This window comes from Neobacillus niacini, assembly GCF_048572935.1.
Classification (GTDB): Bacteria; Bacillota; Bacilli; order Bacillales; family Cytobacillaceae; genus Neobacillus; species Neobacillus niacini.
In genome coordinates this window covers 1,873,949-1,895,285 of record NZ_CP183883.1, presented here as the reverse complement: position 1 = coordinate 1,895,285, position 21,337 = coordinate 1,873,949, and the positions used below count along the sequence as shown (strand labels likewise).

Annotated in this window: 24 protein-coding genes; 10 read left to right on the top strand and 14 right to left on the bottom strand. The window is 39.6% G+C overall.

All coding sequences use genetic code 11. The features are described 5' to 3' along the window. Positions 1-38: 38 nt before the first annotated feature. From ACN6MT_RS08865 to ACN6MT_RS08820, 10 genes are all read right to left on the bottom strand, one after another. Positions 39-1,340 (bottom strand): ABC transporter substrate-binding protein, encoded by a 1,302-nt coding sequence (locus ACN6MT_RS08865; protein ID WP_419955587.1) that lies wholly within the window; start codon positions 1,338-1,340, stop codon positions 39-41. Positions 1,341-1,440: 100 nt separating this feature from the next. Then, positions 1,441-2,301, bottom strand: a complete 861-nt coding sequence (locus ACN6MT_RS08860) for an NAD(P)-dependent oxidoreductase (RefSeq protein WP_419955586.1) — start codon at positions 2,299-2,301, stop codon at positions 1,441-1,443. A 121-nt stretch (positions 2,302-2,422) separates the two neighbouring features. Beyond that, positions 2,423-3,151: an RraA family protein gene (locus tag ACN6MT_RS08855; protein WP_052106344.1), complete on the bottom strand. Its 729-nt coding sequence runs from the start codon at positions 3,149-3,151 to the stop codon at positions 2,423-2,425. 461 nt (positions 3,152-3,612) lie between these two features. Next, on the bottom strand, positions 3,613-5,052 hold the full coding sequence (locus ACN6MT_RS08850) for a glycoside hydrolase family 1 protein (RefSeq protein WP_419955585.1): 1,440 nt from the start codon (positions 5,050-5,052) through the stop codon (positions 3,613-3,615). A gap of 194 nt (positions 5,053-5,246) precedes the next feature. Next, a complete protein-coding gene (locus ACN6MT_RS08845) occupies positions 5,247-6,452 on the bottom strand; it encodes a hypothetical protein (RefSeq protein WP_419955584.1) in 1,206 nt (401 codons plus the stop codon). Continuing rightward, positions 6,452-6,922 (bottom strand): RNA polymerase sigma factor, encoded by a 471-nt coding sequence (locus ACN6MT_RS08840; RefSeq protein ID WP_419955583.1) that lies wholly within the window; start codon positions 6,920-6,922, stop codon positions 6,452-6,454. Before ACN6MT_RS08840 ends, ACN6MT_RS08845 begins: the two co-directional genes overlap by 1 nt. Before the next feature lie 233 nt (positions 6,923-7,155). After that, positions 7,156-8,130: a ring-cleaving dioxygenase gene (locus ACN6MT_RS08835; RefSeq protein WP_419955582.1), complete on the bottom strand. Its 975-nt coding sequence runs from the start codon at positions 8,128-8,130 to the stop codon at positions 7,156-7,158. A 129-nt stretch (positions 8,131-8,259) separates the two neighbouring features. Beyond that, the gene (locus ACN6MT_RS08830) at positions 8,260-8,730 is read right to left on the bottom strand and encodes a hypothetical protein (RefSeq protein WP_419955581.1); all 471 of its coding nucleotides are present in this window, start codon (positions 8,728-8,730) and stop codon (positions 8,260-8,262) included. Between the two features lie 161 nt (positions 8,731-8,891). Continuing rightward, positions 8,892-9,413 carry a DUF6241 domain-containing protein gene (locus ACN6MT_RS08825; RefSeq protein ID WP_419955580.1) on the bottom strand — a complete coding sequence of 174 codons (522 nt, stop codon included), beginning with the start codon at positions 9,411-9,413 and terminating at the stop codon, positions 8,892-8,894. A 279-nt stretch (positions 9,414-9,692) separates the two neighbouring features. Continuing rightward, positions 9,693-9,989, bottom strand: coding sequence for a DUF5658 family protein (locus ACN6MT_RS08820; RefSeq protein ID WP_063251963.1), 297 nt, complete (start codon positions 9,987-9,989; stop codon positions 9,693-9,695). A 244-nt stretch (positions 9,990-10,233) separates the two neighbouring features. Between ACN6MT_RS08820 and ACN6MT_RS08815 the strand changes: the two genes are divergently transcribed. Further along, positions 10,234-10,662, top strand: coding sequence for an ester cyclase (locus ACN6MT_RS08815; RefSeq protein ID WP_419955579.1), 429 nt, complete (start codon positions 10,234-10,236; stop codon positions 10,660-10,662). A gap of 66 nt (positions 10,663-10,728) precedes the next feature. Here ACN6MT_RS08815 and ACN6MT_RS08810 read toward each other — a convergent pair whose 3' ends face one another. The 3 genes from ACN6MT_RS08810 to ACN6MT_RS08800 form a co-directional block, all read right to left on the bottom strand. Beyond that, on the bottom strand, positions 10,729-11,022 hold the full coding sequence (locus tag ACN6MT_RS08810; RefSeq protein WP_063251961.1) for a hypothetical protein: 294 nt from the start codon (positions 11,020-11,022) through the stop codon (positions 10,729-10,731). 152 nt (positions 11,023-11,174) lie between these two features. Continuing rightward, positions 11,175-12,071, bottom strand: a complete 897-nt coding sequence (locus ACN6MT_RS08805; RefSeq protein ID WP_419955578.1) for a GNAT family N-acetyltransferase — start codon at positions 12,069-12,071, stop codon at positions 11,175-11,177. Between the two features lie 31 nt (positions 12,072-12,102). Then, positions 12,103-12,492 (bottom strand): VOC family protein, encoded by a 390-nt coding sequence (locus ACN6MT_RS08800; RefSeq protein WP_419955577.1) that lies wholly within the window; start codon positions 12,490-12,492, stop codon positions 12,103-12,105. Positions 12,493-12,624: 132 nt separating this feature from the next. On the opposite strand from ACN6MT_RS08800, the gene ACN6MT_RS08795 reads away from it, so the two are divergent. The 8 genes from ACN6MT_RS08795 (at position 12,625) to ACN6MT_RS08760 (ending at position 19,658) form a co-directional block, all read left to right on the top strand. Beyond that, on the top strand, positions 12,625-13,047 hold the full coding sequence (locus ACN6MT_RS08795; protein ID WP_419955576.1) for a VanZ family protein: 423 nt from the start codon (positions 12,625-12,627) through the stop codon (positions 13,045-13,047). Between the two features lie 81 nt (positions 13,048-13,128). Continuing rightward, complete coding sequence (locus ACN6MT_RS08790; protein ID WP_419955575.1) at positions 13,129-13,659, top strand: NUDIX hydrolase; 531 nt, start codon at positions 13,129-13,131, stop codon at positions 13,657-13,659. Between the two features lie 211 nt (positions 13,660-13,870). After that, the gene (locus tag ACN6MT_RS08785; RefSeq protein ID WP_063251956.1) at positions 13,871-14,374 is read left to right on the top strand and encodes an Lrp/AsnC family transcriptional regulator; all 504 of its coding nucleotides are present in this window, start codon (positions 13,871-13,873) and stop codon (positions 14,372-14,374) included. Then, positions 14,371-15,582, top strand: a complete 1,212-nt coding sequence (locus ACN6MT_RS08780; protein ID WP_419955574.1) for an aminotransferase — start codon at positions 14,371-14,373, stop codon at positions 15,580-15,582. The genes ACN6MT_RS08785 and ACN6MT_RS08780 overlap by 4 nt, the downstream gene beginning before the upstream one ends. A 191-nt stretch (positions 15,583-15,773) precedes the next feature. Further along, positions 15,774-16,682 carry a DMT family transporter gene (locus tag ACN6MT_RS08775; RefSeq protein WP_419955573.1) on the top strand — a complete coding sequence of 303 codons (909 nt, stop codon included), beginning with the start codon at positions 15,774-15,776 and terminating at the stop codon, positions 16,680-16,682. 108 nt (positions 16,683-16,790) lie between these two features. Next, entirely contained in the window at positions 16,791-17,555 is a 765-nt protein-coding gene (locus ACN6MT_RS08770; RefSeq protein WP_419955572.1) for an SPOR domain-containing protein, read from the top strand. Positions 17,556-17,715: 160 nt separating this feature from the next. After that, positions 17,716-18,945: an ATP-binding protein gene (locus ACN6MT_RS08765; RefSeq protein WP_419955571.1), complete on the top strand. Its 1,230-nt coding sequence runs from the start codon at positions 17,716-17,718 to the stop codon at positions 18,943-18,945. Between the two features lie 68 nt (positions 18,946-19,013). After that, a complete protein-coding gene (locus ACN6MT_RS08760; RefSeq protein WP_419955570.1) occupies positions 19,014-19,658 on the top strand; it encodes an MOSC domain-containing protein in 645 nt (214 codons plus the stop codon). 31 nt (positions 19,659-19,689) lie between these two features. On the opposite strand, the gene msrA is transcribed toward ACN6MT_RS08760, so the two are convergent. Next, positions 19,690-20,637, bottom strand: coding sequence for a peptide-methionine (S)-S-oxide reductase MsrA (gene msrA, locus ACN6MT_RS08755; protein WP_419955569.1), 948 nt, complete (start codon positions 20,635-20,637; stop codon positions 19,690-19,692). 254 nt (positions 20,638-20,891) lie between these two features. Here msrA and ACN6MT_RS08750 point away from each other — a divergent pair, with 254 nt between their 5' ends. Further along, on the top strand, positions 20,892-21,191 hold the full coding sequence (locus ACN6MT_RS08750; RefSeq protein WP_419955568.1) for a c-type cytochrome: 300 nt from the start codon (positions 20,892-20,894) through the stop codon (positions 21,189-21,191). Positions 21,192-21,337: the final 146 nt, after the last annotated feature.

Below are 21,337 nucleotides of genomic sequence, written 5' to 3'. Positions count from 1 at the left end.
GGAATTTGCATCCCTCCATTCCCAAATCCTTCTATTTCTTATTTAAGAATACTTTCAGCTTGCTTCATAAATTTATCGGCAGCTTCTTCAACAGACATTTTTCCAAAGGAAATGGCTGACGCACTATCCTTAAATGCTGCTTCTAACTCGGAAGCACCTAGAGGGGCATAAGGGGCTGGACTAGCATCCTTTAATGCTGCCTGGATAAGATCAACGGCATTCGATTGAGCTGGTTCAAGAAGCGGTTTTACATATTCCGCCATTTTAGTCGAGCCAGGTGAGCCTTGTTCCACTTTGAATAATTCTAACGCCTTTTCTTCATTGACGAAGAAGTTAATGAATTGTGCTGCTTCTTTCGGATGTTTCGATTTAGCGGTGATACTTAAGTAAGCACCCTCAATGTATTCACCCTTTTCGCCGCCTTCTAAAGATGGCATTCTAACTAATTTAAGGTCACCTTCTTTAAATTGCTGTTGGTAAAGGTAAAGCTGGTTTGCTGGAATTTGGTGCATAGCTACCTTGCCAGTTACAAATAAGTTCTGTTCTAATGGTGCAGATTCATACTCCGCACCAGTTGCAGCATCTGGAATCGCTTCTGCCTTACGTAGTTCGTCCCACATTGTCCACCACTTAACAAGAACGTCTTTCGTAAATCCAAGTTTTCCATCTTTTGTGTATAAATCCTGTCCGTTTGCTCTGACAAAGTATCGGAAATTTGGCTGAGGTTGTCCGCCACTCATGTCCGATACTCCCCAAATTCCTTTTTCTTTCAATTCTAATACCTTATTTCTGAAGTCTTCATACGTCCAATTTGGATCCGGATATTCTACTCCTAACTTATCAAATAAAGCTGGATTATAAACCCAAGCCGGCATTGTGACACCTTGGGCAATCATATATAGCTTGTCATCAACCTTACCGCTGTTAACAACAGATTCAGCGAAATCCTTTTGATTTATCGTATCGTTACTTACATATTCACTTAGCTCTAATAAAGCATTTCGGCGTGCATAATCTGATACATAGAATTGGTGCATACTCACTACGTCCGGTGCGTTACCGCCTGCAATTTGAGTGGTAAGCTTTTCCCAATATTCCGGCCAGCCACCAAATTCTCTTTTCACCTTAATATTTGGATATTTCTCTTCGAAACGATCAACAATACCGTTATACACTTCATGACGCTTGGTGTCTCCCCACCAAGTGAAACGAATTTCTACTTTTTCGTCCTTGCCGTCTCCAGAAGCCTCTTTGCTGCTATCACCGCTGCTGCACCCAACTACCCCAACTAAAAGAAACACAGAAATCAATGAAAATATAAGTGCTCTCAATTTTTTCATTAATGATTCTCCTTTAAATTAAGTTTTTATAATTTTTTGTGCTCTTTTTGAATTTTTATAATATTGGTAGTTCTTACATTATTGAGTATAAAAAATTTTATTATGATAAGAGCTTCTTCCCTATTACTGCGAAATCGAGTTCGCCATTTTCTTGTGATTCCTTTTCAAAGAGTTCAAGTACATAGGAGGCAAGAGGCAGCACTTTTTCAGCTCCTTCATTTACAGCAATTTGAATGTCTTTCTTCATTAGATTCAGCTTAAAACCCGGTGCATAATTTCGCTCTGAAAGCGTATCAAACTTATTTTCCAGCATCCAGGAAGCACCGGAGCTTTTTCCAACTACTTGTTTAACTACCTCTTTATCAATCTCAAGTTTTTCAGCAAGAGCAACAGCCTCCGCTGCAGCCGCCATATGAATACCAGCAAGCATTTGGTTAATTGCCTTAATAGCTTTCCCGGCACCAATTGCACCGACTAAGTATATATTTTCAGCCATTGCATTAAGTAAGTGACGACAATCTTCTAAGAGTTCAGTATCCCCGCCTGCCATTACCGTTAAAGTACCATTTTCTGCTCCAATGGTTCCTCCACTCACAGGGGCGTCTAACACGCGCGCTCCCTTTTCATGATAAGCGTTATTCACCTTTTTCATCATTTCAGGTGAACCAGAAGTCATTTCTATCAAAATATGGTCTGGTGTAATACGTCCTAGCGTGTCTTCAGATAATAGAACGGCTTCCATCTCATGGTCAGCTGGCAAAATACTAATTAACACTTGACAGTTTGAAACAATCTCACCAGCTGATTCGTGTTCAATCGCGCCAAATTTCGTTAATTCCTCAACCGGTCCCCGATTTCGGTGAGCCGACACATGTAATTCAAAGCCATTCTTAATCAGGTTTTTTGCCATTGGAAGTCCCATCGCACCAAGCCCAATAAAACCTACACTTCTAATTTCCATGTAGTAGTTCCTCCTATAATATAAGGGCTAATAGAATGATAGAGAATCTTTCATTCTATTAGCCTTCTTTACTAACAAATTGTCATATTAAATCGTAGTTTTTAAGTAGGGGCATTTGCTTTTATAGAACGGTTTCGTCTAAGTCCCAGCCTAACGCTTCATAATGCTTCTTACGGCCTGCTTTGTCGCCTTTTAGCTCTTGGTGCGCATATTTGGCAACCTCATATGCTAATTTTCTTGGAACAACGACAACTCCATCACCGTCAGCGACGATAATGTCACCAGGGTAAATGGCAACGCCGCCGATTGCAACAGGGATATCTTTTGAATCATAGCGGATACGAGCTTGGTCCATTCCTTGTGAAACGAATTTTGACCAGACAGGAATTTTTTGTAAAATAACTTCATCGGTATCGCGGATACCACCGCCATTTGTTAAGTAACCCACGCAGCCTTTCTTCTTAAAAGCTAGGGTATTATTAGATCCAAGAATACCTACATCGACACCGCTTACATCCATAACCATAAAGTCGCCTTCTAAAATCTCTTCTCCCCAAGGATCATTACATACTTCACGGTAGTACCAATTAACCCACTCCGTATACTCATCGCCTGTTAATCTTGGAGCTGGCCCTTCATATGGCATGTAGCGAGCTGTTCTAGCAATCCCAACAACTTTTGTACGGTATAAAGGTTTAATGCTGTGATGAACAGTTCCATATCCATGCATTCCAACCCAATCCATTCCGTCACGAACATCTGTTACACGTAAATCTTTGTACAGTTCAAGTATTTCTTTGCGATCATCTTTCGTAGTTACTAGAGTTGAGCTTTGTACTTTTTCAGACATTGTTCATCTTCCCCTTTATTTTAGATTTATTAAAATAATTGCCGCTTCAAAAACGATGATTTAATTGACAACCCTCCCTATTATGTAAGCGTTTGAAAAACTTTAGAAACAGAGTTCCTATAGCCAAACTATTTGTCCTGACAAGGTGAAAGTGCTTTAGGAAATCGATTTTGGAAATCGGTTTTGGAAATCGGTTTCCTTGATTTAGAATTTATCACTCGAGCTAAATTTAGTCAATTTTAAATTTTCGACCAATTTTGACAATGGTTATGCAATTTATTGTATTTAAATAATAAAATTAGGAACTTCTACCTAGGTTATTTTTTCTTAAAGAGGTTAACTGTGTATATTTTATTTTGTGAATCGTAAAACATAGAGTTATGGAAACATAGCAATATCTTTTCAAAAAAAACAAAAAAATCCCTCACAAAAAATGTTGAGGGTGGCTGCAAAGATAAAATTTATCGTTTTTCTCCATTTGATTCTATGACTTCTTTGTACCAATAAAAGCTTTTCTTTTTGATCCGGCGAAGATCGTGGTTACCTTCTTCATGCTGATTGATATACACAAATCCATAGCGCTTTTGGAACCCATTTAACCAACTTAATAAATCAGTGAAAGACCAGACACAATAACCTAACATCTCCACTCCATCAGTGATTGCCTCTTGGATGGCATTAATATGAGTACGGATAAAATCGATTCGATAATCGTCATTGATAACATCACCATCCTCCACTTTATCAAAAGCCCCAAGCCCATTTTCACTTATTAATATTGGCAAATGATAACGATTTGTAATTCTACGTAGTGCAATTCTTAGACCATTGGGATCTATATTCCAATCCCAATCGGTTTTTTCAAGATTAGGGTTCTCAACTGTTTTATACACTCCCGGAATTCCAGTATCCTTAGAAGTTCCTTTTTTTCCAGTAGTATTCATTTCTCCAGCACCGACGCCGCCTTTTATTGAGTTTTCTTCAAAAGTTGTCGTCTGATAATAATTTAGTCCCATAAAATCAGGTTTTCCATGTTTTAAAAGTTCAAAATCTCCCTCTTCAACAATAGGCGCAAGCCCCTTATTTTCAAGGTAAGTCCATGCAGACTTAGGATATTGACCCCAGGCATAAATGTCCATCCACCAATGGTTCCTTAACTCTTCTGCATTTTCCGCGGCGAGTATATCTTTTGGATGGGAAGTGTAAGGATAAGCTGGTGAATAGGCGAAACTTGGACCGATTTTGCCATCAGGAACATACTTACGAAACTCCTTAATTACACTGGCATTAGCAAGATTTGCATGGTGATTAACCTGATAGAACAATTTGTCATCCTTTACGCCTGGCGGATGTGCCGCCATTTGGTATCCGAGCATTGTAAAAATATTTTGTTCGTTTAAGCTAACCCAATATTTCACACGATCCCCAAACCGTTTAAACAGTTCTACACTGTAATTCGTAAAGTCTTCGACTATTTTACGAGACTCCCAGCCGCCATACTCATCCTGTAGAGTCTGTGGTAAATCCCAGTGATATAATGTCAGAACAGGTTCGATGTTATTTTCCTTTAGTTCATTGATTAAATTGCTGTAGAACTCGATTCCCTTTTCATTTAAAACACCTTTACCGTTTGGAAAAATCCGTGTCCAGGCAACTGAAAAGCGATAAGCCTTCATTCCCATCTCTGCCATCAGCTGGACATCCTCTTTATAGCGATGATAGTGATCGACTGCTACATCACCTGTTGTACCTTTAAACGTTTTACCAGGAATTCGGACAAACTGGTCCCAGTTGGAAACACCCTTGCCATCAACATCCCACGCTCCCTCTACTTGATAGGCAGCGGAAGCAGCTCCCCATAAAAAAGACTTAGGAAATGGCTTTAACTCTTTATGTAACATGATTCGCATCCCTCTATTCTGATAATTCTTTTTATTCTAATATTATAAATATTTTTTAAAAATGTATAGACATTTAAGTATAAAAGAAAAATGGCAAACTCTACATTTAGTAGATAATCAGAATGGTAACACAGATTGGGTAACACCAAACCCCAAGCGAGACAAGTCACTTGGGGTTTGATGTTACCGTGTGTTTATAATGTAAGCTCTCCCACGTTTTGAAGTGCTACTCCTGTTTCATGCTTACTTCTTTCTTCTTCTATTGTTCCTGTATTGAGTCGGATGAAATTTTGAAGGACACCTTTTAGTTTTTTCTCGCGTACCACGACTTCTCCTAAGATATCTAAAGTTGATACTTTGGATCGAAGTGCCTCTTCGTTTACATCTTTATCAAGGACTAACTGGCCGTTGACGATGAAATTAGCTGCCTGGTCTAAGGCTTGAAATTGATCGTTTGACCATATTTCTTTCCCTTCAATTAAAATAAATTTACTTTCGTAGGATAATACTTCTGTTTCCATCAAACTTAATAATTCATAAACGAGATCTTCGACTTCCTCACAGCAAATGATGACTGAAGTGGAGTGAATTTTTTCAATGGCTTTCGTCAGCATTTCTCTTGAAACATCGCTTTCAATAATCATCGGTTTATGGGTGTACCATTTTTTTTGTTGGAATCTGCGAATCGAACGGGCATTTAAGCGCAGTGGTTTTTCAAGCACTTCATACCCCGCAGGAAATACCTCCACCTTACAGGTTGCTAAGGAAGCTGCTTTTTTATATAAATAGGTTTCTTGGTTTTCATAGAGTGAAATTTTTCCATTTACCTCTAACTTATTAATTTTTTCATTAAATTGATCAAGATTAAGGTCCTCTGCAAATGTGAGCAGCCCATTGACCACTAAATATAGAGACTCATCAATCGACTGTAAAAAGGAATTAGTTAATGTGAACTTACCATCCTCCAACCGAGGAGGTGCACCATCATAGGTTTCAACTTCACCAGTGCCTTTGGACAGCATATTGCCGACAAAACCTGAGAGGTGTGAAGGACAATACACCTTTCCGTTTACCATCAAATTTAACTGCCCTGCCTGAACTTGGTCTGGCTGCACATCTTGATCAATAAGAACTATGCCGTTTACAAGGAGAAAAACGGGGTCTGCGATAGAAGAAAGATAGTTTTGATTGAGATGAAAAACCCCATTAAAAAGGCGGAAACCAGCTGGAATCTCTAAGCTTGCTCCGATATTCCCGATATTTAACTTTGTTAATAAATGTGCATTTTCTTTTCCATAAAGTACAAGTCCTGCGTTTTCAATCCGTTCGATCTCCTTAATGCTCTCTTCCGTAGCATTCACCAAGTTTAACAATCCCACATTTCCAATTCGTTGACTCATTATTTTTCCTCCTCCAAAATGGTTCGTAATCGTTTGATGGCGAGATGAAGCTTATAGCGTACCGTTGAGGCAGGAAGCCCTAACTGACCGCCAATTTCCTGACTCGAAAGCCCTAACCAATATCTTTTAAAAATTAAATCACTTAAATCCTGTGGCAAATGTCCAAGTAACTCCGTTATTTCTAAGTGGCTGACACCGGCCTCCCGTATCGAAAAATCAAAATCATCTTCCCAAGCAGTCAATCGCTGTTCTTTTCGACGATCATCAATCAGCCTGTTTTTCATGACCCGGAAAAACCATGCACGCTGCTTATAATCCGGCAGGCTGAGGAGTTCAGGTTCCTTGAGCGATTTTATCATGGCATCCTGAACAAGGTCATTCGCCTCCTGCTCATGTCTTGAAATAGAACGTGCAAAACGGAACAGATCATCTTTTAACTTTTCATATAAATCACTCACGTCGACTTTCACATTGACCACTCACTTTTATTCATTTTTATTATTTAGTGAAAATCTTTGCCTTGTGTTTGAAGAATTAGGTTGTTTTTTACCGCATTCAGTAAGATAACGATTGAGAGAAGAAAAGTGTTGGAGATTTTTTTAAAAATTTTTAAAAAGAGGATTTTTCTATAGATTAATATAGCGAGAGGATTGTGCCAAGAAAAAAAGACAAGTTCCATATTATGGTCCCTGTCTTGATGGATTTACTTACTTTCTAAATCTAATGGCCGCAGCCCCGCTTCAATCTCTGCCCGACGTGGTTCCAAGAATGGCGGCAGTGCAAGCTTCTCCCCTAACGTTTCAATGGGTTCGTCCACGTCGAAACCTGGTGTATCCGTGGATAATTCAAAAAGAATATGATTTGGTTCTCGGAAATAGAGGGCCTTGAAGTAATACCGTTCCACTTTACCTGAATTCATTAGTCCTGATGAAGCAATTCTCTGAGCCCAATAGTCATATTCCTCCTCATTTGGAATGCGAAATGCTACATGATGGACACTTCCCCGCCCCGGCCGCGCCCTAGGTAAATCTGGTCTCGATTCAATATGCACCTCAGCCCCTGAGCCGCCTTCTCCTGTTGAAAAAACTTGAATAGCTGGGAAGTCTCCATCAAGCGATGGATAAGTGCCAGTCTGTGTAAACCCCATAACTTCGGATAATACTTTAACTGTTTTATCGGGAACACCAACTGTTAAGGTAACAGGACCCAAACCAATGATAGCATGTTCTATCGGTACTTCACTTTTGTCCCAAGGAATACCAGCACGAACTCCTTCTTCACCGTTATCTGCGACTAAAACTAAACGAGTTCCCTCAAAATCTTGAAACGCAAGCGAGTCACGATTATTCCGCTTCTCTATTCGCCCATGCTGAATTCCGAACTGCTCAAAACGAGCTTCCCAGTAGTGAAGTGCCTTCGTGTCCTTCACTCGAAGTGATGTAGAGGAAATACTGCCAATGCCAGGATATGTATGCCCCAACCCTGGAATATCAAAGAAGGTAACCTCCGTGCCAGGACTGCCCTTTCTGTCACCATAAAATAAATGATATGATTCTGTGTTATCTTGGTTAACGGTTTTCTTGACCAATCTCAACCCTAAAATCTTTGTATAAAATTGAAAGTTCCTCTCCGCCTTACCCGTTAAGATCGAAACATGATGTAAACCTAACAGCTTCATACAATAGCCTCCTAAACGAACTTGTTGAGCATGCAATTATCTCGATTTCGAGATAATTATAACCAAAAAAACACCCCTCCGTCAACATCCGTCAATGAAACAGATCTCAACAGAGGGTGCCTGTTACCGTTATTGGTTGTAATCCCAAAGAATTGTCCACTCATCTTTTTCTTGAACAGCAAATACCTCTTGTTTCAGATCAAAGTTGCCGTATTTTCCTTTGTAGGTTTGGGTGACGAGTATTTTGTAGACGTTTTTCATGGCTGGTCCTGCTTTAGACATTTTCCAATGATCAATTTTATCAGGCTCACTCAATCTAAAGTCAAACGTTTCGACGCCAAAGTGATTCATAAATACGTGAGCTCGGTCTTGTATATAATGCCCTTTACCAAACCTTACTTTCATAGTTGAATGGAAAAGGTTCCAGGATGAAGCAAATTCCCCCTCCTGTTCATACAAATAAAACTCCTCCACTACAGCCACTGCCTCTTTATCAGGTGAAAACCAAGATTTCCTTATTAGCATAAAAACAATAACGATACAGACTAGCAACACAGTTCCTACCATAAAACCCTTAAGCGACGCGGACTTTCTAACCATGGACCTCTCCTTCACTACAGACTTCCATAATTAAGACTATGTCCATACACGTCCAAATATTAATCAAGTTAACCTTTTACAACTGTCCGCCTGAGGTGGACAGTGTCCACGAGCGGTGACAGGCACCATCAATAGGCACCATCAACTGGTCTACTGCACCATCAGCGAAACTTGTCCTCAATGTATTCAAGTTCTTCCTGTGGAGTGAGGAGCCGGGTGGCTTTGCCGATGTTTCCGTTTTGGGAGGACCAAATGCGATTATGGGCGCTTACGGCATTAGAGAAGTCTTTTTCCAGCCATGGTTCTAGGATTTCTAAGAGCATTTGTTTTGTGCTGCCATTTTTGAAATTATTATTTCTTATTACATCATATAATTTCTGGACTTTATCCGCGGTGATTTCGGAGGAGCCCCATTTTTTGTCTGCCTCCACCTTTTGATGGGTCATATTGTGTACTTCTTGAATTAGTTTCCCTTCACTCATCGTTTCATACTCTTCCATTACTTTGCTAGATACAGGGGTCTCAAAGCTTTTATCGATTTTTGTTTGCGCCTCTTTTGCAGCGACAGGATCATTTTTCATTACGTTTATTTTCATTCCGTTATCTTCACTTAAATAAAAATAGACTCCCACAATACCAGCTAGAATCCCAACCAAAGGACCCCACACCTTTAATTTTTTCATTGTGCTTTCCCCCTTAACTCTAAATCTATGTTTTTTCGGCAAAAGCCCAATTTCTATTAATTATACAAAATTATCCCAGAGACTTGAACAATATTATTAATAGCAAGAAAATCATTACTTGAAAAATACAAGACTTACTGGGAGGGGGGTGAGGTTGACTATCATCACAGTAGTGTCTGTTCCAGAAGGATTGCCTATAACTCCGGTATGTGTCCCTCTTAAGCAAAGAGACATCTTTCAAACTTAATAAGTGCCCGCCAAAAGTTTGGATAGGCACCTTTAAAGGAGAACAACGAGCCAATAGCAATGAAGGAAAAATAGCAAGGTATAGAAACTTGAGGCAAAGACCGTGAGTCCCTTTGTAAGGGAGGATGTTGGTACCTTCTTAAAGAGAATAAACAAATATAGAAACAGTGAAAATGCCATCTTGGTAATCAAAAACAAAGCCGGATCTGCTTCATATAGTTTATTCATAAGCGGGTTCATTTCCTGTATCAGTGAGTTTTCCAAACCAAAGTAAGTAATGAAAGCATCAAATATATTCAAAAGAGATAAATAATGAAATAGCAAAACCATCGTACTCTAACCTCCTGATTGTTCCTAATAACGAACTTCCCTTTTGATTACAGGATATCCTTCTTAAGAGGGAGATAATCGTTAGACAATTTTCCCTATAAACTCCGTAATATCAGCGTTATAAACATAGATAAGTTCTTAAAATTGACATTATTGGTCGAGATTTAAAAAGAAAACTCGAATGAAAGCGTTCTACTCCTAATCATGATAAAATGAAAAAAGACAGATAGTGGAGGGGAAAAAGATGGTCAGTACGGAAAAAAAGGTAATCGCAGAGAGATGGTTTAACGAGTACTTTACTAAGGGGAATCTGGATGTTTTAGATGAACTAACAACACAGGACTTTATATATCATTCTAGAAATGGTGACAACTCAAAAGTAAAGATGAAAGAGTTTATGAAATGGTATCGTGCTGTTTTTCATGACGATGAATGGGTTTTGGAGGATTTAATTGAGCAAGGGAATAAATTAGTTGTTCGTTATACAGGATGGATGACGTATAAGGGCGGATGGTTCAATATCCCTTCCGAGAACCAGCGGGTAAAGGAAACGGGTATCATGATCTTTATTTTTCATGAGGGCAAAGTAAAAGAGCTTTGGTGTGAAAATAGTGATGCTGCCATTCTTTATGAATTGGGGGCCTTAACCAAAAATGCTCATACAGTTTTTTAAAATGAAAAGGCTCAGAGTTTTCCAACTCTGAGCCTTTTTACGAGGTTCCATGTTAGAAACTATAATTTACAGTTTCCATTCAGGAAAGTCTTTTATCTTTTGTTTTTCATACTCTGTCATTCTTGAGTACGAGTGTGACAGTTTGGAGAGGATGTATCCCTGAGGGCTGGCAGTTTCTTCGTGATCGTTAACCTCTTGAAGTTTAATATTGGTAAACATAATAGCAATTTGGGCTAAGCTCTCGATTGTGTCCATCAATTCAGGGTTGTCATTGTAATTTTTCTTGGCAATTGAATAAACAGTATCCAGTCTGCTCCTTATGTGCTTTAGTGTTTCTGCGTCAAATTGTTCTTTTTTCATTACATTTCACCCCTTATTACTATAAGCATATGGGATTTCAAGGGATGTGGAACTACAAAAATAAATAAATATTTCCGAGAATAAATCGGTTTTAATAGAAAAAGGCATTCTCTCTTTGGCAAATGAGAAAACACCTTTTTTGCAGCTTTTGCTTATTTTAAAAAATATTGATAACAAACAACCGCCTCTACCTGTTTAAAGCCCTCTTTAATATATAGTGCCTGTGCGCGCTCATTCTCTCCGTTTACACTTAGGATGGTTCGTTTATAGCCTTTTTCCTTTGCAAACCTTAGCGAAGCTCTAAGCAAGCTTTGACCTAATCCTCGACCCTGATAATCAGGCAATATAGCGACAGGGCCAATGTTCATAATAGGGGCATCATTATATTCATCATTGGCTCCTCTAATCACACCTACCGGTTTCTCATGATCAAAAAGGACCATCATGCCGCCCTCAAGATAATCATCATCGGTTAATAGCTTTTTTACACCCTCAATCGTAATGGGGGTTTCACTCCCTTTCAGAGTTGAAAAAGCAGCATTTCTTACCGTTAACCAATTTTCCTCATCCTGACCTGGACGAAAAGATTTCAGTTCGTAACCCTCTGGCAAATGGATCTCAGGTACTTCCAAATCCTCTCTTACAAGCAGGAAAGCGTATCTTTCTACAGAAAACTTCAAGTCTTCGATCATCTTTATTAATTTTTTATTGACTACTGGGATAAACAGAAAAACCTTATCTAGGTTAGTCGCATGCTTTAAAACTTCCTTAAAAAGTAACTGATAGACTTGAGGGTCTTCCGTCTCTGTATGAAATATCCGAAACCGAGCCCTTCTTCCACGTTTATGATAATCATCGATGACAAGCGAAACTGCTCCAACTATCTCTTCCTGCTGATTTATCGCCAGATAAGTAGGGTTTTCATCTCCTATTTCAAACTTTAATAACTCGAAATCATACAAGTAGGAGTCATCAATTTGATTTCTATGTTTCTTACAATAAGCAACAAAGTCGAGAATTCTGCCTTTTTCTAAGCCTTCCACTCTCATCTTTGATCCCCTCCCAGTCAGTCATTCTGTTCTATTTAGATTGCGGCTGAAATAACTCCAGAGTTTCCCCATCTGGACCTTTAAAGAAAATATACTTGCTTCCATTTGCCAAGGTAGAAATTTCTTCATTTGCGAAAGGTACCTTCAACTTTCTAAGACGTTCCATTTCTTCCTCGATATGGTCCACCGTAAAGGCAATATGATGAACCTTGCCTTCATCAGGAAATCGATTGTCCTTCCCATTAATAAGTTCAACAATAACCTGTCCACTTTCACAATTACCTAAAAAAGCCAACCCCGTAGTTTCATTCGCTGCAAACCTATCCAGCAAATCCAAACCCAAAACATTCTGATAAAAATCAATCGAAACCTCCATATCACTCACCATCACACCAACATGCTCCAATTTCTTCACAGCCATTGCAATTCCTCCTTATTATGGTGCTGTTATAGTGCCTGTCACCATTTATGCAAATTGTACCATTTATACATTCATTTATGTATGAAACCTCTTGTTACCGTTTAAACTGTGGTTGACAAAGGGGGATTTAGTATGCGGAATATGGTTATTTTTGTTTGGTGTGCCGTTATTTTGGTTTTTACTTGTGTTTCCAGCTTTCAAGATTTCATTCACTTTGGTGTGCTTAGGTTTCGCTGGGACAGTCATCCACCATTTTCTCACTTCCTGTTACCTCTTCCCTATAACCTTAGCAGAGGTTTCCTTTTGCAAAAATTAGGTCATATCGCTGTATTTCAAGTTCTTACATATCTATTGTTAGTGAAATATAGATCTAGATGTATGATTTTAATTGTAGCTGCAGCCTTTGCAGCGTTAACGGAAATACTTCAATTATTTTTCACTCGAGGTGGACGTGCTTTCGATGTTGGATTTGATTTAATAGGTATCTTGCTTGCATTGGCACTGGCTGGATTTTTTAGGATGAATCATTACCAACAAATCAATCTAAAAAATTAAGAAATTTACTTCCTGCTCTTGATTCCCCTCCCTTTATAGGCAAAAATAAATAGATTAGTTATATAAAAGAGGTGTTGTTTAGTGGAGTGGATAATTAACAAAGTTCAAAAAGAACAAGTTGATCGATTTGAGATTGTTCAGGAAGATGTAACCCTGCCAAACCAGACAGATATGCATTTCTCCTACGTGAATTTCTCTAAGGGTGTTTGTATCTTGCCGATAACAGAAGACGGCAAGGTCATTTGTATTCGGCAATATCGTCATGCAATAAAGGAATGGCAATGGGAGTTACCTGCAGGAGCCATTGACCCAGAGGACAAAGAACCCCTATCCGCAGCCAAAAGAGAACTTGAGGAAGAAACAGGCTATCAGGCCAAAAACTGGATAGATCTAGGAAGTGTCTACCCCTCACCTGGATCAACGAGTGAACAAATTTTCCTCTTTGCTGCAACCAACCTGATAAAAAAAGAACAGCAGCTAGACGCCACTGAACAAATAGACTTACATATTATTGAGATGAACGAGTTAAACCAGCTAATACAAAACGGAGAATTCAAACATGGAGCTGGACTCGCAGCCATCCTTCATTACCGCATCAATATCGAACAATAAAAAATGGGGGTTTCGCACAACACGTGCCAAAACCCTTTATTTGTTTATTTAAAACAAATACACACCTTACACTGTCCGCCTCAGGTGGACAGTGTCCACGAGTGGTGACAGGCACCGCCTCACAACCGCCTCACCACAGAAAATATTTTATTTATTCTAACATTGATGTATTATAGTAATATTAAATTTGAACGTATGAGGGGGATTTAGGATGAGGTTGTCTAGTGAGGAGTTAGAGGTGCTTTCGATTCTGGAGGAGAATCATAGGATTCCTGTGGAAGATATTGCGTTGATGGTGAATTCCAGTGTGGAGGATGTTACGGCGATTATTAAGAAGCTGGAGGACGAAAAGATTATTGTTAGTTATCCTGCTTTGATTGATTGGAGCAAGGTGGTTGGCAAGGAAAACATCGTGGCGATGATTGATGTAAAGGTGACTCCAAAACGCGGGGTTGGCTTTGATGATGTAGCGGAAAGAATTTATCGTTTTCCTGAGGTTACGTCTCTTTATCTCATGTCTGGTGCCTATGATTTATCGATTACCATTGAGGGGAAAACTATGAGTGAAATCGCAAGATTCGTTTCGGAAAAACTGTCGACGATCGATAATGTTATTTCCACAACCACTCATTTCATGTTAAAAAAATACAAGCATGATGGCGTCATCTTTGGTGAAAACAATGATCGCGATCGTCGAATGGTGGTTTCACCATGATGAAGGAACACCAACAGTACTTATCTGAAATGGTAAAAGAACTAAAACCATCTGGGATTAGAAAGTTTTTTGATCTGGCTGCCTCTATTAAGGGAGTCATTTCCCTAGGTGTGGGGGAGCCAGACTTTATCACACCGTGGAGCATTCGGGAAGCAGCCATTTTATCTTTAGAAGAAGGCTACACTTCTTATACGGCGAATCCAGGTTTGCTTGAATTAAGACAGGAAATCACCGCCTACTTACAGAAGCGATTCGGGGTACAGTATAATCCGGTCGACCAAGTAATTGTAACGGCAGGTGCCAGCCAAGCCATTGACCTGTCCTTCCGCGCTATCCTCAATCCTGGGGACGAAGTGCTGATTATTGAGCCGGCTTTCGTTTCATATGCACCGTTAGTTACCTTGGCTGGTGGTAAGCCGATTCCTGTTTCAACCCATCACAGTAATGGGTTCAAGCTGACACCGGAACAAATCGAAAATGCGATTACGAGTAAAACGAAAGCCATTTTACTCTGTTCACCAAATAACCCGACGGGCACCTATTTGAACAAAGAGGAACTGACAAAAATTGCAGCGGTCGTAGAAAAACATGACTTACTTGTCGTCTCCGATGAAATCTATGCAGAATTAACCTATGATGATGAATATACCAGTTTTTCATCGATTGAAGGCATGTACGACCGTACCATCTTAATTAACGGCTTCTCCAAAGGTTTTGCGATGACAGGCTGGCGACTAGGCTTCTTAGCCGCCCCTAAACCTTTTACCGAGCAAATGGTGAAAATTTTGCAATATACAACCATGTGTGCACCACATATGCTTCAGCACGGTGCAATCGAGGCTTTACGTAATACGTATCACGAAGTGGAAAGCATGAGAAGAAGTTACCGTAGAAGACGGAATTACATCGTTCAATCGCTAAACTTGGTCGGGTTGGACTGTCACACACCAGGCGGGGCTTTCTATGTCTTCCCTTCTATTAAAAAAACAGGCATGACCTCAGAACAGTTTGCAGAAGAGCTGTTACTTGCTGAAAAAGTAGCCGTTGTTCCCGGCAGTGCTTTTGGCGAAAGCGGCGAAGGGTATATCAGATGCTCCTATGCCACTTCTATGGAACAACTTCAAGAAGCGATGCTGCGAATCAAGCGGTTCATGGAATTATTGGAATCGAAAGAAAACCGTGTCCAAAATCTGTCTGCAAAAAATTAATTGCTTTTTAAAAAAACGTCAACCCTCTTATCTAGATAGGGCTTGACGTTTTTATCTTGGGTTCATAACTCTCTGAATGGTTAACACAATCCGGTTCCATTCTTTCGATATACGGCTGGTGAGTATTGCTAGTATCTGAAGAACCACATTTATGATAGAATTCATTTATATTTCATGAAAAGAGGATAGAAATGAACCATCAAGATAACTCTAGATCGATCGTCTTACCGCTTACAATTTCTATTATTGCGATATCGTTTTCAGCAATTTTTGTAAAATGGTCTGACGCACCTGCTTCAGTTTTAAGTATGTATCGCATGTTGCTTGCAAGTCTGCTAATGATTCCAATCGTCTTTAAAAACCGTCAAGAATTTAAAAAAATCACAAAAAACGATTGGGTCTTATTATTTTTTTCAGGTCTGTTTTTGGCCTTGCATTTTGTCCTTTGGTTCGGTTCGTTAAAATTAACCACCGTCGCAAGCTCGACCATAATACTTGCCCTGCAGCCAATTATCTCTTTAATTGGCGGTTACTTCCTATTTAAAGAACGAACAACCACATCCGCCTTAATGACAATGGGAATTGCCATAATCGGTGCGATGATGATTGGCTGGGGTGACTTTGCTTTAAGTCCCGACGCAATCCTTGGAGACATCCTTTCCTTTTTAAGCGTGATTGCTGTTGTTGGTTACTTGATGATTGGCCAAAGCATTGTGAAAAAAGTATCTCACTGGATTTACAGCTTTTGTGTATTTTTCATTGCTGCCATCATTCTTTCAATCTATAACTTTAGTACAAGTGTTGCATTTAGCGGGTATCCAGCCAAGGAATGGGGAATTTTCCTCTTACTTGCAACCGTTCCGACGATTAGTCACATTATCAATAACTGGCTCTTAAACTATGTTAATGCAACAACCATATCAATGAGTATTTTAGGAGAACCTGTGGGTGCCACGATATTGGCAGTCATTTTATTAAATGAACATCTTGCCAGCTGGCAAATTGCCGGCGGAATGCTCGTGCTTCTTGGTGTCTTTTTCTTTTTAACACAACAGCAAAAAAAGGTTCATATTAAAGCAACCATAAAGAGCAGCACGTAAATGAAACCTCCATCAGGGGGTTTTTCTACTTTTAAAGGCTATTGACCGACAACACCCCAGTCTCCTTCTCATAAAATAAAAAGAAACTTGAATTATGGAGGAGATGAAATGTACAAAGTATTTGCTGGATCTTTCAAATCTAGGGAAAATGCACAGGAACGAGTAGCCTTCCTACGTTCAAAAGGAATCCAATCCTTTATTGTATCGGCCGTCATTTCGGGCGAAACTTGGTTCCGGGTACAAGCAGGCGCCTTTTCAACCAGGGAAAACGCCGACAAACGAGTAAATGAAATCAAGGCAAAAACAGGAATAAATGCTTTCGTCCTAAGCGAAAACGTTGCTTCCAGCACGACTTCAACCACAGTTTCAAGATCTCGTGCAATTGACCTCAATCCATCCTCAATTTTAGGACCTACCCAGCTCTCCGCTGAACAAATGAATGCGTATGTTAGAACGATAAACCCTGCTGCACCTTTATTAGGGGAATATTACAAACAATTTGGGGAGTATTATGGGATTAGAGGAGATGTTGCTTTTGCACAAGCCATGCAGGAAACAGGCTATTTTCGGTTTACAGGGGATGTAAGGAGCAGTCAAAACAACTTTGCAGGAATAGGAGCAACAGGCGGTGCCGTCAGGGGTGCCAGCTTCAGCACTCCTGAAGAAGGTGTACTTGCACACCTCCAGCACTTATATGCTTATGCAACACCAGCAGCCTTACCAAACCGGTATCCACTCGTTGACCCCCGCTTTCATCTAGTCAATAGGGGATCTGCCACAACATGGACCGCCTTAAACGGAAAATGGGCTGTACCAGGTACTACCTACGGCCAGTCAATTTTAAACATCTATCAAAAAATGGCCCAAGCGTAAATAATGACACTGATAACGTTAAAAGCTTAGCCTTTTGGCTAGGCTTTTACTTTTCACTCCCTAAACGTTAATAATCAGACTTTTATACTAATTATCTATTAAAATTTTAGCCATTCATGATATGATAATAGCAAATCCAGATAATTTAGAGGAACCTTATATGAATCATTTTGGGCAAATTTCTTTAGTGCTAATATCGGTGCTATTTTCCAGTTTCCAAACCATTATGAACCATGATCGTATTTTTACGGTAGACTTTGCTATTTTCACAGCCATCGCCTGGCTGGTAGGCTGGCAATATGACCGTACGCGTTTTTTAGGAAAAAAAGCACGGGCTAGTGAAGAAAGCTATAGAAAATTAATTGATTCCTTACCAAGGGCTGTTATTATTCACCAAGATAATAAGGTTATCTATGTCAACAAGGAAGCCGTCACGATGATAGGCGCAAATCGTAAAGAAGACGTGATGGGAACCTCTATTTACAATTATCTCTTTCCAGATTATCGAAACAGGCTTGACGAACGTTTGAAACAAGTAAAAAAAGAACTACACCCATTAAACAACATTGAATACAAGTTTAAAAAATTAGATGGTTCTGTATTTATCTTTGAAGGCTCTTCCATGTACATTACATTTGGCGGAAAAGAAGCTGTATTGTCAATTGGAAATGATATAACAAAAAGAAAAGAACAAACGGAACAACTCCTGCAAAAATCCGAGAAATTGGCACTGCTCGGTCAAATGGCTGCAGGCATAGCCCATGAGATCCGAAATCCACTTACCTCAATAAGAGGCTTCATACAATTATTCAAAACCAATACACAAAAGGAAGAATACTATGATATTGTGTTATCCGAGCTTGATCGAATCAATGACATCGTTGGAGAATTCCTAGTTCTCGCTAAACCAACCGCTGCTGTTTTTGCGGAAAAAGATGTGAAGGAATTAATTAAAGATGTTGTCACCTTAATTAATACGCAATCTATATTAAACAATGTCCAAATCTTCGTAGAATTAGAATGCGACCTGCCAAGGATAAGCTGTGAGGAAAACCAATTAAAACAGGTCTTCTTAAACCTGCTAAAGAACGCCATAGAAGCCATGCCAAGCGGTGGGAACATTGATGTTAGAGTGAAACTAAAGGAAGAAGATAAAATCTCTATTCAAATTATCGATCAGGGGATTGGAATTCCAAAGGACCGAATTTCGACACTCGGTGAACCCTTTTATACGACCAAAGAAAAGGGAACAGGTCTCGGACTTATGACGTGTTATAAAATTATTGAAAGCCATAATGGTCAAATAATCATTGATAGTACAGTAAATGAAGGAACAACAATTGAAATTATTTTACCGACCATCACTCAGCGCGTTTTTAGCCTTACATAAGAAACTCTCAATTATATGAGGGTTTCTTTATTTTTATAGTAAAATAAATGACAAGGAGGCGAGTAGCTTTGCACGATAGAGAAATCATTTATTTAAGCAAGGGATTGCCAAAAGATATGGTTTATAAGAATGAGACGTACAAGTCTGGAATCTGGAAAGAACAATGTGAAGAGCTGTTTGTGGGCTTTGATCAAATAAATGGAGATCAGGTGGCGAACCCTGAGTATCATGGCGGTTCAGAGCGAGTAGTCTGCGTATATCCCTTCGAACATTATGCACATTGGGAAAATGTCTTTGGTAAAACATTGGAACCATCTGCATTCGGTGAAAATATAACACCGATAGGCATGAAGGAAGATCAGGTATGTATTGGAGATGTTTTTCAGATTGGAGAGGCAGTTTTACAAGTATCTCAAGGTCGTTATCCCTGCTCCACCATTAATAAACGCAATAACAACAACCTTCTGTTAAAAAGAATTGTTAAAACAGGATATACCGGATATTTTTTCAGAGTGCTGGAGGAAGGAAACATAACAGCAGATTCTCAAATTAAAAAGCTGGTTTCACATCCTGAGCAAATCACCGTCTCTTCCATCCATCATCTCTACTTCCATGACCCATCACCTTCCATGGAAGTGATTGAAAAAATACTCGGTATAGAAGAGCTGGCCAGTCAATGGAAAGAATATCTCACTGAATTAAAAGAAAGATGACAAAACTCCCAGGCTTATCCCTGGGAGTTTATTAGGTAAACAGCTTTAAAAACTGACCATATCCTTCTTCTTCCAATTGATCTTTTGGGACAAATCGAAGTGCCGCCGAGTTAATACAATACCTAGCACGGTCAGGTCCAGGTCCATCATCAAACACATGCCCTAGATGGGAATCGGATGTTTTGCTTCGCACCTCAATCCGCCTCATTCCATGCGATGTATCAAACCTTTCCTCCAATTCATATCGCCTTAGCGGCTTCGTAAAGCTTGGCCAACCGCAGCCGGCATTATATTGGTCCAATGAACTAAAAAGCGGCTCACCTGAAACGATATCTACATAAATACCTTCCTCTTTGTTATCCCAATATTCATTTTTGAACGGCGGTTCTGTTGCATTTTTCCTAGTGACTTCATATTGAATCGGGGTCAATTCTTTCTTGAGCTCCTCATCACTTTTCCGCTTTTTCCAGTTTTCACGAATGAATTTGGCACGCCCTGAACCTTCTCGATAGTGGTTATAATGAAAAGGCATTTTCTTGTAATATTCCTGGTGTTTTTCCTCTGCCGGATAAAAGGGACCAGCGGGCAGGATCTGAGTAACAATCGGCTTTTGAAAACGTCCGCTTGCAACGAGCTCTGCCTTTGAGTCCTCCGCCATCACCCTTTGTTCTTCCTTATGATAAAAAATTGCCGTCCGGTACGATAGACCTCGATCATTAAATTGCCCGCCCTCATCTGTCGGATCAATTTGCTGCCAAAATATCTTCAGCAATTTTTTATAGGGGTAAATCTCAGGGTCAAATGTAATTTGAACTGCTTCGTAATGCCCCGTCGTATCTGAGCAAACCTCCTGATATGTCGGGTTTTCCTTATGCCCACCCGTATAACCTGAAAGCACTTCTTTAATTCCAGGCTGTTCATCAAACGGCGATACCATACACCAAAAACAGCCGCCTGCAAACGTTGCTAATTCAGTCATTGTGCCAACCCCCTTATATTATTTTTCCCCTCAGAGAGTAGACTTCGCTATCCGAGAGTATTTTTTCCATTTTAAAGTAGTTTGTGCTATCCGCCAAGTTTATCTCGCTATCCTCATCTAATACCGACTATCCGCCAGTATTTCCATCACTAAGATGAATACGCATTTAAGAAAATTTTAATCTTTCGTTTAGAAAATATTTAGTTTTATACAGTAATCTTGGATTAACCATTACACGACCATTAGGAGGTAACATGATGAAGCAACTATGGATTGTTCTTGCACTCTTATTACTATTATTAGCAGGATGTTCATCAAATACTGCTGACGCAAAGAGACCTACAGACGGAGAAGGTCTATATAAATTCGGGTGCCTGTCCTGCCATGGTGAAAACTTAGAAGGATTAGCAGGGCCGCCAATAACCAATATGAAAGCAAAGTATTCGGAAGAGGAAATGCTCAAATTACTAAACGATGGTGCCGGTATGATGCCAGGCGGACTCCTAACCGAAGAAGAAGCTCAAACGGTTACCATGTGGCTATTAGAAAAATAAAGCGAAAGGTTAGGAGGCTCCTAACCTTTTTCTTTTTCAAGGATTTCTCTAGAAACTGGTTCCTCTTCCTTTCCTCGCATTTTCACTTCACAAACCTCTGCTAATCTGGGAACAATGGGATCTAGTCACTGTTAGGTAGAATTTTG

Coding starts and splice junctions, on each gene's coding strand:
- ACN6MT_RS08865 (WP_419955587.1), bottom strand. CDS start 1,340: ATGAAAAAATTGAGAGCACTTATATTTTCATTGATTTCTGTGTTTCTT.
- ACN6MT_RS08860 (WP_419955586.1), bottom strand. CDS start 2,301: ATGGAAATTAGAAGTGTAGGTTTTATTGGGCTTGGTGCGATGGGACTT.
- ACN6MT_RS08855 (WP_052106344.1), bottom strand. CDS start 3,151: ATGTCTGAAAAAGTACAAAGCTCAACTCTAGTAACTACGAAAGATGAT.
- ACN6MT_RS08850 (WP_419955585.1), bottom strand. CDS start 5,052: ATGTTACATAAAGAGTTAAAGCCATTTCCTAAGTCTTTTTTATGGGGA.
- ACN6MT_RS08845 (WP_419955584.1), bottom strand. CDS start 6,452: ATGAGTCAACGAATTGGAAATGTGGGATTGTTAAACTTGGTGAATGCT.
- ACN6MT_RS08835 (WP_419955582.1), bottom strand. CDS start 8,130: ATGAAGCTGTTAGGTTTACATCATGTTTCGATCTTAACGGGTAAGGCG.
- ACN6MT_RS08830 (WP_419955581.1), bottom strand. CDS start 8,730: ATGGTTAGAAAGTCCGCGTCGCTTAAGGGTTTTATGGTAGGAACTGTG.
- ACN6MT_RS08825 (WP_419955580.1), bottom strand. CDS start 9,413: ATGAAAAAATTAAAGGTGTGGGGTCCTTTGGTTGGGATTCTAGCTGGT.
- ACN6MT_RS08820 (WP_063251963.1), bottom strand. CDS start 9,989: ATGGTTTTGCTATTTCATTATTTATCTCTTTTGAATATATTTGATGCT.
- ACN6MT_RS08815 (WP_419955579.1), top strand. CDS start 10,234: ATGGTCAGTACGGAAAAAAAGGTAATCGCAGAGAGATGGTTTAACGAG.
- ACN6MT_RS08810 (WP_063251961.1), bottom strand. CDS start 11,022: ATGAAAAAAGAACAATTTGACGCAGAAACACTAAAGCACATAAGGAGC.
- ACN6MT_RS08805 (WP_419955578.1), bottom strand. CDS start 12,071: ATGAGAGTGGAAGGCTTAGAAAAAGGCAGAATTCTCGACTTTGTTGCT.
- ACN6MT_RS08800 (WP_419955577.1), bottom strand. CDS start 12,492: ATGGCTGTGAAGAAATTGGAGCATGTTGGTGTGATGGTGAGTGATATG.
- ACN6MT_RS08795 (WP_419955576.1), top strand. CDS start 12,625: ATGCGGAATATGGTTATTTTTGTTTGGTGTGCCGTTATTTTGGTTTTT.
- ACN6MT_RS08785 (WP_063251956.1), top strand. CDS start 13,871: ATGAGGTTGTCTAGTGAGGAGTTAGAGGTGCTTTCGATTCTGGAGGAG.
- ACN6MT_RS08780 (WP_419955574.1), top strand. CDS start 14,371: ATGATGAAGGAACACCAACAGTACTTATCTGAAATGGTAAAAGAACTA.
- ACN6MT_RS08775 (WP_419955573.1), top strand. CDS start 15,774: ATGAACCATCAAGATAACTCTAGATCGATCGTCTTACCGCTTACAATT.
- ACN6MT_RS08770 (WP_419955572.1), top strand. CDS start 16,791: ATGTACAAAGTATTTGCTGGATCTTTCAAATCTAGGGAAAATGCACAG.
- ACN6MT_RS08765 (WP_419955571.1), top strand. CDS start 17,716: ATGAATCATTTTGGGCAAATTTCTTTAGTGCTAATATCGGTGCTATTT.
- msrA (WP_419955569.1), bottom strand. CDS start 20,637: ATGACTGAATTAGCAACGTTTGCAGGCGGCTGTTTTTGGTGTATGGTA.
- ACN6MT_RS08750 (WP_419955568.1), top strand. CDS start 20,892: ATGATGAAGCAACTATGGATTGTTCTTGCACTCTTATTACTATTATTA.